The sequence below is a fragment of the Methylobacterium brachiatum genome (assembly GCF_020523825.1).
Taxonomy (GTDB): domain Bacteria; phylum Pseudomonadota; class Alphaproteobacteria; order Rhizobiales; family Beijerinckiaceae; genus Methylobacterium; species Methylobacterium brachiatum.
In genome coordinates, this window is record NZ_JAJALK010000015.1 from 1 (window position 1) to 12,679 (window position 12,679).

The window sequence follows — 12,679 nt, forward strand, 5'->3', positions numbered from 1 at the left end:
AGTGCGCAATGAATCAGCCCAACAGCCCCGCGTGAACCCCAGGCATCCGACTCAGCCCAAACCGAAAGTGCTCTAGGTCACGCATCCGCACCTGCATCCAGACCACCGGCAGCCAGACCAATCCGGCGACGCCATAGAGGATGAGGGACGCGCCGAGCCAGCCTTCCGTTAGGGCGAAGCCGCTCTCGTGGGCTAGCAGATAACCGGTGATCGGCTGCGCCACCACCGCCGTCGCGGTGAACAGCATGTCGGCCAGGACGACGGTCCCGGCCGTGCGCGCCACGAAGGCCGCGTCGCGGCTCAGATGCGCCATCAGCATGAAGAAGGCGATCCCGGTTCCGGTTCCCAGGAGGACGACGGCCCCAAGGATGTGGGCGTATTTCAGGACCAGGTAGGTCACGCCGTCCGTGGGATCGTCACAGGAACTTCAGCGGGTCCGTCTCGGGTGGGGGCGGGGCCACGTCGTTGCGGTTCCACCAGCCGCCGCCCAGCGCCACGAACAGGGCCGCGCTGTCGGCGTACTGGGTGGCGCGGGCACCCGCTGAGGTGACGAGCGCCGAGAGGTAGCCCTGCTGGGCGATCAGCACCTGCGTCGAGGTGACGGCGCCCGCCGTGTACTGCTTGCGGATCAGCCCGAGGCTCTGGTTGGTGGCGCTGACCGCGGCGTCGGCGGCGGCCACCGCCTTGGCGTCGGCCTGGAGTGCCCGCAGCGCGTCCGCGACGTTCTGGAAGGCGGTGATCACCGTCGCCTTGTACTGCGCCTGTGCCTGGGTCAGCGTCTCCTCGGCTGCCCGCTGGCGGCGGAACAGGGTGCCGGCGTCGAAGATCGGCGCCGTCGCCTGGCCGATGATCGTGAAGAACGCCGCGCCGGGATTGGTCACCTGCGCGAGCCGCACGGCGCTGGAGCCGCCGGTGGCGGTCAGGCTGAATTGCGGCAGGCGGTTGGCCACGGCGACGCCGACGCTGGCGCTCGCCTGCTGCACGAGGGCCTCGGCCGCCTTCACGTCGGGGCGCTGCTGCACGAGGCGCGAGGGCAGGCTCACCGGCAGCTTGGTCGGCAGGCGCAGGGCCGAGAGCTGGAAGGTCTCCGCGATCTCGTCGGAAGGCAGCCGCCCGGCCAGCGCGGTGAGCAGGTTGCGCTGCTGCGCCAGCTGCTTCTCCAGCGGCGGCAGCAATTGCTGCGACAGGGCCAAGGCCGCCTGCTGCTGGACCACGTCGGCCCCGGCGATCTGGCCGAGCGAGAGCTGCTTGTTGAACAGCTGCAGCACCTCGGTCTGCGCCTGGATCACCTTGCGGGTGGCGTCGATCTGCGCCCGCAGGGCCGCCTCCTGGATGGCGGCGGCGACGACGTTGCCGGTGAGGCTGAGATAGGCGGCCTCGAGCTGGAAGCGCTGGTTCTCGGTGGTGGCCTCCAGCGACTCGATCTGGCGCCGGTTCCCGCCGAACACGTCGGGATTGTAGGCGACCACGGCCTGCGGCGTGGACAGGCTGTAGAGGAACCGGCTCTCGTTGTTGAGCGGCGATTGCAGGTCGAGGCCGGGCGCGAGAATGCCCTGCACCTGCGGGGTCGCGGTCAGGCTCGGATAGAGTGTGCCCTTCTGGGCCAGCACGTTCTGCTGCGCGATCCGCAGCGAGGCCTGCGCCGCCTCCAGGGTCGGGTTGTTGGCGAGCGCCTGCTCGACGAGCTGGTTCAAAGCCTTGGAGTGGAACAGGGTCCACCACTGGCCGGGGATGTCGGCGCCGGAGACGAAGCTCTGATCCGCCGATCCGCCCTGACGGGTGCGGATGTTGTCGGCGGCCGAGGGGTCCTTCAGCGGCTCCTTGGTGTAGCGGCTGACCGGCGGCGCCTCGGGCGGCACGTAGTTCGGGCCGACCGCGCAGGCCGACAGGGACAGGGCGGCCGCCAGCATGGCGGCCGCACGACCGCACCGGATCGGCGCCAACTCCACCATCATGCCCCCGAAACCCCTCCCTCGGTAGAGCGTCCGGGCTGACGGCCAAGTCAATCCGCCGGCGCTCCGATGCTGTGTGCCGGCGCCGCGCTGTGGCGCCCCGGCCACGTGACGATTCCCGGCCCGCACCGCTCTCATCCGGCTCATGCCGCGACCCGATGCTCGGTCCGGGCCCGGGCATTCGGGTTCGGGTGCCGCCGCGAGAACAGCGAGATCAGCACCGGCACGACCACCAGGATCAGGTTGGGCGCCAGGATGATGCCCCCGACCACCACCAGGGCGAGGGGCTTCTGCACCTGCGAGCCGATGCCGGTGGAGATCGCCGCCGGCAGCAGGCCGACGCAGGCGGCCACGCAGGTCATCATCACCGGGCGCATGCGCACGACCGCGGCGTTCCACACCGCCTCCTTGCGCTGCCAGCCCTCGTCGAGGAGCTGGTTGTAGTAGGCCAGGAGGATCACGCCCTCCATGGTCGAGATGCCGAACAGCGCGATGAAGCCGATCGCCGCCGAGATCGAGAACGGCGTGCCGGTGAACGACAGGGCGAAGATGCCGCCGATCATCGCCATCGGGATCACCGACAGGGTGAGCAGCATGTCCGCCAGGGAGGAGAAGTTGATGAACAGCAGGAGCGCGATCAGCAGCAGGGTCACCGGCACGACCAGGCTGAGCCGGGTCGCGGCGTCCTTGAGGTTGGTGAACTGGCCGACCCACTCCATCCGGTAGCCCGGCGGCAGGTCCACGGCCTCGGCGACCTTGCGCTGGGCCTCGATCACGGCGCTGCCGAGGTCGCGCCCGCGCACCGAGAACTTGACCGGGATGTAGCGTTCCTGGTCCTCGCGGTAGATGAACGAGGCGCCCGAGACGAGGTCCACGTCGGCGATCTCGGAGAGCGGCACCTGGATCACGCCGCCATTGGGATTCTGGGCGCCCACCGCGATGTTGCGGATGCCGGCCAGCGACGAGCGGTATTCCTTGGCCAGCCGCACCCGCATCGAGAAGTGGCGGTCCGAGCCGTACTCGTAGAGGTCGCCGGCGGTCTGGCCGCCGATCGCCGCCTGGATCGTGGTGTTGACGTCGCCGATCGACAGGCCGTAGCGGGCCGCCTTGTGGCGGTCGACGTCGATCCGCACGGTCGGCTGGCCGAGCGATTCGAACACCGCCAGGTCGGTGATGCCGGGCACCGTGGCCAACGCCGCCTTGGCGGCGTTGGCGGTCTTGGTGAGCTGGGCGAGGTCGCTGCCGTAGATCTTGACCGAGTTCTCGCCCTTCACGCCCGAGGCCGCCTCCTGGACGTTGTCCTCGATATATTGCGAGAAGTTGAACTCGATCCCGGGAAACTCCGCTTCCAGCTTCTTGCTGAGGTCGTGGATCAGCGTGTCCTTGTCGAGGCCCTTGCGCCACTCGTCGATCGGCTTGAGGGGGGCCAGGATCTCGACGTTGAAGAAGCCGGTGGCGTCGGTGCCGTCATTGGGCCGGCCCTGGTGCGAGATCACCGTGACGACCTCCGGGACCTCCTGGAAGATCTTGCGCAGGCGCTGGACATAGGCGTTGCCCGCCTCCAGCGAGATCGAGGACGGCATGGTGCCGCGCACGTAGAGGTTGCCCTCTTCGAGGCGAGGCAGGAATTCGAGGCCGAGATTCCGGGCGGCCAGCCCCGAGGCGAGCAGCACCACGAGCATCACCGATAGCGCGAGCACCCGGTTCTTCAGGCCGAAGGCCAGGACGCGCTCGTGCCCGGCGCGCAGGACCCGCACGATCAGGGTGTCCCGCTCCTCGAGCTTCTTCGGCAGGATCAGCGCCGACAGGGCCGGCGAGACCGTGAAGGTCGCGAGCAGGCCGCCGACCAGCGCGTAGGCGTAGGTCTTGGCCATCGGCCCGAAGATGTGGCCCTCGACGCCGCTCATCGTGAACAGCGGCAGGAAGCCGACGATGATGATGATCGCCGAGAAGAAAATCGCCCGGTTCACCTCGACGCCCGCGATGGCGATGGTGCCGAGCCGACCCTCGAGCCCCCCGGGGGCTTGCTGACCCTCGGTATGCTCGGGCTCGGCGAGGTGGCGGAACACGTTCTCGACCATGATCACCGTGGCGTCGACGATCAGGCCGAAATCGATCGCGCCGAGCGACAGCAGGTTGGCCGAGTCGCCGCGCACCACCAGGATCAGGATCGCGAAGCCGAGGGCGAACGGGATCGTGGCTGCCACGATGATCGCGCTGGTGAGCGAGCCGAGGAACAGCCACTGCACGATGAACACCAGCACCACCCCGAAGACGAGGTTGTGCATCACCGTGTGGGTCGTCGTGTGGATCAGGCCCGACCGGTCGTAGATCCGCTCGATCTTCACGTCGGGCGGCAGGATCGTCGAGTTGTTGATCTTGTCGATCTCGGCCTCGACGCGCTGCAGCGTCGGCAGGCTCTGGCCGCCGCGGCTCATCAGCACGATGCCCTCGACCACGTCCGACTGGTCGTCGTGCCCGACGATGCCGAGCCGCGGGGCGTTCGACACGCGCACCTCGGCCACGTCGCGCACCAGCACCGGGGTGCCGTTGACGAGGCTGATCATCGTGTCCTTGATGTCGTCCATGTCGCGGATCAGGCCGATGCCGCGCACCACCGCGGATTGCTGGCCGACATTCAGGGTCTGGCCGCCGACGTTGATCGAGGCGTTGTTGAGCGCCGTGGTCAGCTGGACCAGGGTCAGGCCCTGGGCCTGGAGGCGGTTCAGGTCGACCGCGACCTCGTATTCCTTGGCCTTGCCGCCGAAGGCGGTCACGTCGGTGACGCCCGGGATCGCCTTGAACCGGCGCTGCAGCACCCAGTCCTGCAGGGTCTTCATGTCCATGGGCGAGTAGCCCGCCGGGCCGACCAGCTTGTAGCGCATGATCTCGCCCACCGGGCTCGTCGGAGAGATCTGCGGGGTGGCGCCGTTGGGCAGGCTCGGCGCCTGCGACAGGCGGTTGAGCACCCGCTGCAGCGCCTGGTCGTACGTGTACTCGTAGTTGAACTGGACCTTCACGTCGGACAGGCCGAACAGCGAGATCGTGCGCACCACCTGGGCGTTGGGGATGCCGGCCAGCGCCACCTCCAGGGGGATGGTGATGTAGCGCTCGATCTCGTCGGCGGATTGCCCCGGGTTCTGGGTGATCACGTCGACCAGCGGCGGCACCGGGTCGGGATAGGCCTCGATGTTGAGCTGCGTGTAGGCGCCGTAGCCGATGCCGAGCATCACCACGAACAGCAGCACGACCAGCACGCGCTGGCGCAGCGAGAAGACGATCAGGCTGTTCATCGCCCGGGATTCCCGCTCAGGACGCCTTGTCGCCGGTGGCGGCCCGGTCGATGAACAGGGCCCCCCGGGTCACGATCTGCTCACCGGCGTGCAGGCCGTCGACGACCTGCGCGTTGTCGCCGTTGATCACGCCGAGCTTGATGTCGCGCGCCTCCACGGCGCCGTCCTGGCGGGCCACCCAGACATGGGTGCGGTCGCCCTCGTACACGATCGCGGCCAGCGGGACGCTCGGGCTGGGCTCGCCCTTGCCGGTGATGATCGTGTAGGTGGCGAACATCTCCGGGCGCAGGACGCGGTCGGGATTGTCGACCTCGCTGCGCACGGCGAGGCGCCGCGTGGCCGGGTCGAGGCTCGCGGCCATGTAGTTCACCCGGGCCTTGAACACCCGCGCGCCGAAGCCCGCCACCTTCGCCTCGACCTCCTGGCCGATGCGGATCTTCGGGATCTCGCTCTCGCGCACGTTGGCCACGAGCCACACGGTGGACAGGTCGCCGATCACGAAGACCGGGTCGCTCGAGGCCGAGAGGAACTGCCCGGTTCCGACCTTGCGCTGGACGATCGTGCCGGCGATCGGCGCCCGGATCTGCGTCTCCGGGCTCAGGCGGCCGTTCTTCTCGTAGGCGGCGATCTCGGCGTCGGACTTGCCCAGGAGCCGCAGGCGGTTCCGCACGGCGTCGAGGGCCGCCTCGGCGGTCTTGAGATCGCTCTGCGCGGCGATGACGTCGTTCTGGGCCGATTGGTAATCCTTCAGCGCCACCGCATGGGCCTGGAACAGCTCCTGCTGGCGCGCCGCGATGGTCTGGTCGAGCTTCAGCAGCGCCTGCTGCTTCTGGAGGTTGTTGAGGGCCGCCTGGTAGTCGTTCTGCGCCTGGACCATGTCGGTGGCCTCGAGCGTCAGCAGCACGTCGCCCGCCTTCACGTCGTCGCCCGCCCGGGCCAGCACCTTGGTCACCCGGCCCGCGTAGGGCGAGACCACCGGCACGTTGTCGTCGTCGTTGAGCGCGATGCGGCCTTCCGCGGAGCCCTCCGGGCGGAACACCTGGGTCGCCACCGGCAGGATCTCGAAGGCGGCGCGCTGCTCCTTGGTCGGGCGGAACACCCGCTCGACCGCGCCGGCCTTCTCGGCCTCGATCCCCGCATCGGGCTTGCTCGATCCGAACAGCGCGGCGGCGATTCCCGAAACGGACTCGCGGGCGCGGTCCGAGACCGCGAGCGCCAGGCCGCCCGCAGCCACGAGCAGCACCAGGATGATCAGGAGCAGCGGCGGGCGGCGCCTGTGCGTGGACGCGGCGAAAGCCTCGTCCTGTTCCAGCGGGTTGCGGGCGTCCATGTGGTTGGTCTTCTGGGTCCGGGCGAAGGACCGTGATGGCTGACGAGGGCATGCTTCGGCCCGGACCCCGGCCGTTTCATGGTGATCGGAGTCGCTTGTCGAGGCGTGCCGTCCGGGCGGAGGACCCAGACTGCACCACGTGCCTAGAGCAAAGCTTGGCTGATCCGCAATCGATCGGGGGGCCAGGTCGCGAAACCGTGTGGCTCCATCTTCCTTCGCCGGGATTTGTTACAATATGACAACGCTCGCGGGCCGCTCGCCCGACCCATCCCGCAGATCCGATCGAAGAATCCGCCATGACCGACATGAGTTCTGCTTCCGCCCCATCGGGTTCGACCGCCGGCAAGATTCCGGTGACCGTGCTCACCGGCTATCTCGGTGCCGGCAAGACCACGCTGCTCAACAGGATCCTCACGGAAAATCATGGCAAGCGCTACGCCGTGATCGTCAATGAGTTCGGCGAAATCGGTATCGACAACGATCTCGTCGTCGGCGCGGACGAAGAAGTGTTCGAGATGAACAACGGCTGCGTCTGCTGCACCGTGCGCGGCGACCTGATCCGGATCATGGACGGGCTGGTGAAGCGCCGGGGCAAGTTCGACGCGATCATCGTCGAGACCACGGGCCTGGCCGACCCGGCCCCCGTCGCCCAGACCTTCTTCGTCGACCAGGATGTCGGCGACGCCGCCCGCCTCGACGCCGTGGTGACGGTGGCCGACGCCAAGTGGCTGTCCGACCGCTTGAAAGATGCCCCCGAGGCCAAGAACCAGATCGCCTTCGCGGACGTGATCCTGCTCAACAAGAGCGACCTCGTCTCGCCCGAAGACCTCGACCGGGTCGAGGCCGAGATCCGCGGCATCAACCCGCTGGCCAAGCTCCACCGCACCCAGAACTGCGCGGTGCCCCTGGAAGCCGTCCTCGAGCGCAACGCCTTCGACCTCGACCGCATCCTGGAGGTGGAGCCCGATTTCCTGGAGGAGGGCCACCATCACCATCACGATTCCGAGATTCAGTCGGTCTCGGCCCGGATCGACGGCGAGGTCGATCCGGAGAAGTTCATGCCCTGGATCTCGAACCTGACCCAGGTCCAGGGGCCCGATATCCTGCGCTGCAAGGGCATCGTCGCCTTCCCGAACGAGCCGAAGCGCTTCGTCTTCCAAGGCGTGCACATGATCCTCGACGGCGACGTCCAGGGGGATTGGCGTCCGGACGAGCCCCGGGTGTCCCGGGTGGTCTTCATCGGGCGCAACCTCGATCCGGTGGCGATCCGCGAGGGGTTCGAGAGCTGCCGCGTCTGAGCCCCTGAGGACGGGGCGCCGCGAAGCCCATTCTCAACCATTGGCTGTCATGGATACCGGACGTGCGGGCCTGCGTAACCGGCCCGCGGAGTCCGCGTATCCATGGCTCACACCGCAGCGCCCGGAATCCCGATCCCGTCGGGATTCGCCGCCGGGATCCCGCTCATCGGGCTCGTCCGAGGGCTGGCCAAGGCGCTGTTTGCGGCCTTCATCTTCTTCGCCTGCTTCGCATTCTCGGAAACCTCGCCCTACGACGCGGTGGCGATCCCGACGATCCTGCTGTGGCTCTGCCTAGGCGTGCGCCTGCACCGGGGGGCGGTGCCGCTGCTGGCGCTCCTGCTGCTCTACCTCGTGGCGATCGTCACCGCCCTGTTCCCGTACATGAACGAGGAATTCCCGGTCACCTGGACGATCCAGCTGATCTACCTCGTGGTCACGTGCGTGTTCTTCGCGATGTTCTTTTCGGAGGACACGCATGCCCGGATGGAGCTGGCGCTCAAGGCCTACACGGTGAGCTGCGTGTTCTCGGCCGCGCTCGGCATCGTCGGCTACCTGCAATGGCTCGGGATCGAGGACCTGTTCTACAAGTACGACCGGGCCTCGGGCACCTTCCAGGACCCGAACGTGTTCGGCTCGTTCCTGACGCTCGGCGCCCTCTACCTGATGCACGGGCTGCTTACCGGCAGCGCGCGGCGCCCGCTGGTGGCGCTGGCCGGCCTGCTGATCATCATGGCCGGGATCTTCCTGTCGTTCTCGCGCGGATCCTGGGGCGGCAGCGTCGTGGCCGTGCTGCTGATGGTCGGCTCCGTCTATGCCGGCAGCGGCTCGATCCGCCTGCGCCGCCGGATCGTGCTCCTGACCCTGGCCACCCTGGTGCTCGGCGCGATCGCGGTGATCGGGCTCCTCTCGGTCGAGCACGTGCACAAGATGTTCGAGACCCGGGCTTCCCTGGCCCAGGATTACGACCAGGGCGAGACCGGCCGCTTCGGCAACCAGATCCGCGGCCTGGCGATGCTGCTGGAGCGCCCGTTCGGCATGGGGCCGATGCATTGGCGGCTCGTCTTCGGGCTGGAGCCGCACAATTCCTATCTCGGCTCCTTCGCCAATGGCGGCTGGCTCGGCGGCGCGGTGTTCATCGGTCTCGTGCTGGCCACGAGCTTCGTCGGCTTCCGCCTGCTGGTGCGGCCCTCGCCGTTCCGGGCGCATGCCCAGATCGTCTGGCCGGCGCTGCTGATGTTCTTCCTGCAGGCGTTCCAGATCGACATCGAGAAGTGGCGCCACGTCTACATGATGCTCGGCATGGTCTGGGCCCTGGAAGCCGCCCGGCTGCGCATGCCCGGATCGGCGCCTTCGGGGGCGCGCGTCAGGGCAACGTGATCGCGCGCGACCCAGGGCCCGCTTGAAACGTGGCCGCACTCGCGGCATCGCTCCTGCGAGGACGCTGGCGAACGGCGGATCCGTTCCCGGAGACGGCAGTGAGAGTACATCCGGACGATGAGGCGGCGCGGCTTGCGACCCTGGATGCCCTCGGCATCGTCGGCACGTCCCCCGAGCCGCATTTCGACGCCGTGTGCCGCACCGCCCGCCGCCTGTTCGGCGTGCGCAGCGCCTTCGTGGGCTTCATCGACGACACCCAGCTCTGGCTGAAGACTCCCTGCATCGACGTCCCGACGTCGAGCCCCCGGGAACTCGGCCTGTGCGACCACACGATCCGCAGCGATGCCATGCTGGTCGTGCCCGACACCCGGCTCGATGCCCGCTTCCGCGACCTGCCCGGGGTCGCCGCGCCCGATGGGTTCCGGTTCTACGCCGGCATTCCCCTGAGCCTGACGCCGGGGATCCGGATCGGCACCTTCTGCCTGATCGACCCGGAGCCCCGGGACGGGCTCTCGGAATCCGACGCGGAAGCGTTCCGCGACCTCGCCGAGATCGTGATCGCCCATCTGCGGCTGACCGAGGCCAACGCGAAGCGCAGCCACGAGATCGCGCAGGCGGCGGTCCGCGAGGCCCTGATCCGGGAGCAGCATCGCGAGATCAACGCCCGGGCGGAGGCCCAGGCGGCGGCCAACCACCAGCTCACCATGGCCGAGCAGCTCGCCAGCGTCGGCAACTGGCGCGTGGACTTCGCCGACGGGCAACCGGTCTGGTCGGAGAGCCTCTACGCGATCGCCGGCCGCGATCCCGGCGGACCGGCGCCCCCGCAGGCCGCCTTCGCGCAGATCTATCACCCGGATGACCGGGAGCGGCTCGAAGGGATCGTCGCGGATGCGGTGGCCCGCGGCGCCAGCTTCGATTTCGAGACGCGGCTGCTGCGGCCCGACGGCGAGGTTCGCGACGTTGTCGTGCGCGGCCTGTGCCGCGGCGAGGGCGCGGTGACCGGCCTCATCGGCGTGCTCATCGACGTGACCGAGCGGCGCCGCGCCGAGGACGAGGTCCGCCGCAGCGAGCTGCGCTATCGCGGCCTCGCCGAGACCCTGCCCCTCCTGATCTGGACCATGCGGGTCGGCGACGGGCAGGCGACCTACGCCAACGCCCAGTTCCACGCTTATTACGGGCCGATCGGGCCGGACCGCGCCCAGCGCCTCGCCCGCAACCACCCGGAGGATGCCGCCGCCATGGAGGCGGCCTGGCAGGAGGCGATCGAGACCGGGATCGGCTATAGCGGCCAGTGGCGGATCCGGCGGCATGACGGTGCCTATCGGTGGCACAAGATCTCGCTGATCCCGATCTATCTCGACCCCGAAGACGGCGCCGTGGTGGAGTGGCTCGGCACCGCCCTCGACGTCGACGACATCGTCACGGCCCGGCTCGCCGTCGAGGAGGCGCGCGGGCTCCTGGGCATCGCCCTGGACGCGGCCGATGCCGGCACCTGGGACTGGGACATGCGCACGGGGTTCGCCACCCTGAGCCTCGAGAGCGCGCGGATGCACGGGCTGCCCGATACCGGCCGGTCGCACACCATGTCGGCGGCGGCCTGGACGGCGCTCCTGCATCCCGAGGATGCCGGCGACGTCTGGAACGAGATCCGGCGGGCGGTGGAAACCTCGTGCCCCTTCGTCGCCGAGTTCCGGGTGGGCGAGCGCTGGATCTACGCGCGCGGGCGCACGCAGTTCGGCCCCGAGGGCCAGCCACAGCGCATGGTCGGCCTCCATCTCGACATCACCGAGCGCAAGGCCGCGGAGGCCGCCCTGCGGGAGGCCACCCGCGACGCCGAAGCCGCCCGGGCCGAGGCGGAGCGGGCGAGCGCGGCCAAGAGCGAGTTCCTGGCCGCGATGAGCCACGAGATCCGCACGCCGCTCAACGGCATCCTGGGCTACGCCGACCTGCTGCTCGATGAGAGCGCGATCCAGGACGAGGACCGGCGGCGCCTGGAGCTGATCCACAGCTCGGGGGCGGCGCTCCTCACCGTGGTCAACGACATCCTCGACTTCTCCAAGATCGAGGCCGGCGAGCTGACCCTCGACCCGGTCAGCTTCCCGCTGGTCCAGATCGTGGACGACACGGTGTCGATCGTGCGTGGCAGCGCGCTCCGGAGCGGGTTGCGCATCGAGGCACAGATCGACCCGGCGCTCCCGGGCGTCGTCGTCGGCGATCCGGGCCGCCTGCGGCAGGTCCTGCTCAACCTGCTCAACAACGCCGTGAAGTTCACCCCCGAAGGCTCGGTCACCCTCACGGTGCGGCGGGAGGGCGAGGGCCTCGCGCCCGATGGCGGCCCGGGCGACGTCGTCCGCTTCACCGTGACCGATACCGGCATCGGCATCGCGCCGGCCCAGCAGGAGCGCCTGTTCAAGCGCTTCAGCCAGGTCGACGGCTCGATCAGCCGGCGCTTCGGCGGCACCGGTCTCGGTCTCGCCATTTCCCGGCACCTCGTGACGCTCATGGGCGGCGAGATCGGCATGGAGAGCCGGGAAGGCGAAGGCTCGACCTTCTGGTTCCGCCTGATCCTGCCGCGAAGCGCCGAGGCGGCGGTTACGCTCCGTCTCGCCGGGACGGCGGCCGCATCCGCGCCGCCGGCCAAGACGTCCCGGGCGCTTCCGGCCCGGGCGCCGCTGCGTCTGCTCCTCGTCGAGGACGTGCCGCTCAATCAGGAACTCGCCTGCGCCGTGCTTGAATCCCAGGGCTACAGCGTGGAGGTGGCCGGCGACGGCGGCGCCGCGATCACGGCCGTGGCCCTGTCGGTGGCCGAGGGGCGGCCCTACGACCTCGTGTTGATGGACGTGCAGATGCCGGGTGTCGACGGGCTCACCGCCACGCGCCGGATCCGCGCCCTGGCGCCGCCGGCCTGCGACGTCCCGATCGTGGCGATGACCGCCAACGTCCTGCCGGCACAGGTCGCGGAGCTGCGCGAGGCCGGGATGGATGACCATGTCGGCAAGCCGTTCCGCCGGGCCGACCTGTTCGCCACGATCAGCCGCTGGACCGCTCCCGGGGCCCGCCGACCGGCACGCCAGGAGGCGACACGGCGCCGGGTGCCGGTCGATCCCGCGGTGCTCGACGCCGGTGTGCTCAGCGACATGGAGATGAGCTTCGGTACGGACCAGGTCGGCGCGCTGCTGGATCTCCTGGCCAACGAGCTGTCCGAGCGGTTCCGGCCGAGCGAGACCGACCGCCTTCAGATCGCCCACGACGCCCACGCCATGGTGGCGGCGGCCGGGCTGCTGGGCTTCGTCGGCCTGTCGAGCCTGTGCCGCGAGGTCGAGGCCGCCGCCCATGCGGGCGCCGACCTCATGCCGCTGATCCGGCGCCTGGAGGTGCAGCGGGCCACGGCCCTCCGGGCCATCCGCCAGCTGCGGGCGGCCTGAGCCG

Annotated in this window: 7 protein-coding genes; 3 read left to right on the forward strand and 4 right to left on the reverse strand. The window is 69.4% G+C overall.

The annotated features are described in order from the left end of the window. Window positions 1-13 precede the first annotated feature (13 nt). From LGR69_RS25120 to LGR69_RS25135, 4 genes are all read right to left on the reverse strand, one after another. Entirely contained in the window at window positions 14-400 is a 387-nt protein-coding gene (locus LGR69_RS25120) for a DUF2269 family protein (protein ID WP_230367715.1), read from the reverse strand. A 16-nt stretch (window positions 401-416) separates the two neighbouring features. Then, complete coding sequence (locus tag LGR69_RS25125) at window positions 417-1,952, reverse strand: efflux transporter outer membrane subunit (protein WP_091858940.1); 1,536 nt, start codon at window positions 1,950-1,952, stop codon at window positions 417-419. A gap of 143 nt (window positions 1,953-2,095) precedes the next feature. Then, window positions 2,096-5,245 (reverse strand): efflux RND transporter permease subunit, encoded by a 3,150-nt coding sequence (locus LGR69_RS25130; protein ID WP_230367717.1) that lies wholly within the window; start codon window positions 5,243-5,245, stop codon window positions 2,096-2,098. A gap of 16 nt (window positions 5,246-5,261) precedes the next feature. Continuing rightward, window positions 5,262-6,575, reverse strand: coding sequence for an efflux RND transporter periplasmic adaptor subunit (locus LGR69_RS25135; RefSeq protein ID WP_230367718.1), 1,314 nt, complete (start codon window positions 6,573-6,575; stop codon window positions 5,262-5,264). Window positions 6,576-6,871: 296 nt separating this feature from the next. Between LGR69_RS25135 and LGR69_RS25140 the strand changes: the two genes are divergently transcribed. The 3 genes from LGR69_RS25140 to LGR69_RS25150 all read left to right on the forward strand — a co-directional run bounded on the left by LGR69_RS25140 (window position 6,872) and on the right by LGR69_RS25150 (window position 12,675). Next, the gene (locus LGR69_RS25140; RefSeq protein ID WP_007559616.1) at window positions 6,872-7,873 is read left to right on the forward strand and encodes a CobW family GTP-binding protein; all 1,002 of its coding nucleotides are present in this window, start codon (window positions 6,872-6,874) and stop codon (window positions 7,871-7,873) included. Window positions 7,874-7,975: 102 nt separating this feature from the next. Then, on the forward strand, window positions 7,976-9,250 hold the full coding sequence (locus LGR69_RS25145) for an O-antigen ligase family protein (protein WP_230367719.1): 1,275 nt from the start codon (window positions 7,976-7,978) through the stop codon (window positions 9,248-9,250). A 98-nt stretch (window positions 9,251-9,348) separates the two neighbouring features. Then, entirely contained in the window at window positions 9,349-12,675 is a 3,327-nt protein-coding gene (locus tag LGR69_RS25150) for an ATP-binding protein (RefSeq protein WP_230367720.1), read from the forward strand. Window positions 12,676-12,679 lie beyond the last annotated feature (4 nt).

What these genes read in the sequence shown, in the direction of transcription:
- LGR69_RS25125 (WP_091858940.1), bottom strand. Translation starts at nt 1,952, where the DNA reads ATGGTGGAGTTGGCGCCGATCCGGTGCGGTCGTGCGGCCGCCATGCTG.
- LGR69_RS25130 (WP_230367717.1), bottom strand. Translation starts at nt 5,245, where the DNA reads ATGAACAGCCTGATCGTCTTCTCGCTGCGCCAGCGCGTGCTGGTCGTG.
- LGR69_RS25135 (WP_230367718.1), bottom strand. Translation starts at nt 6,575, where the DNA reads ATGGACGCCCGCAACCCGCTGGAACAGGACGAGGCTTTCGCCGCGTCC.
- LGR69_RS25140 (WP_007559616.1), top strand. Translation starts at nt 6,872, where the DNA reads ATGACCGACATGAGTTCTGCTTCCGCCCCATCGGGTTCGACCGCCGGC.
- LGR69_RS25145 (WP_230367719.1), top strand. Translation starts at nt 7,976, where the DNA reads ATGGCTCACACCGCAGCGCCCGGAATCCCGATCCCGTCGGGATTCGCC.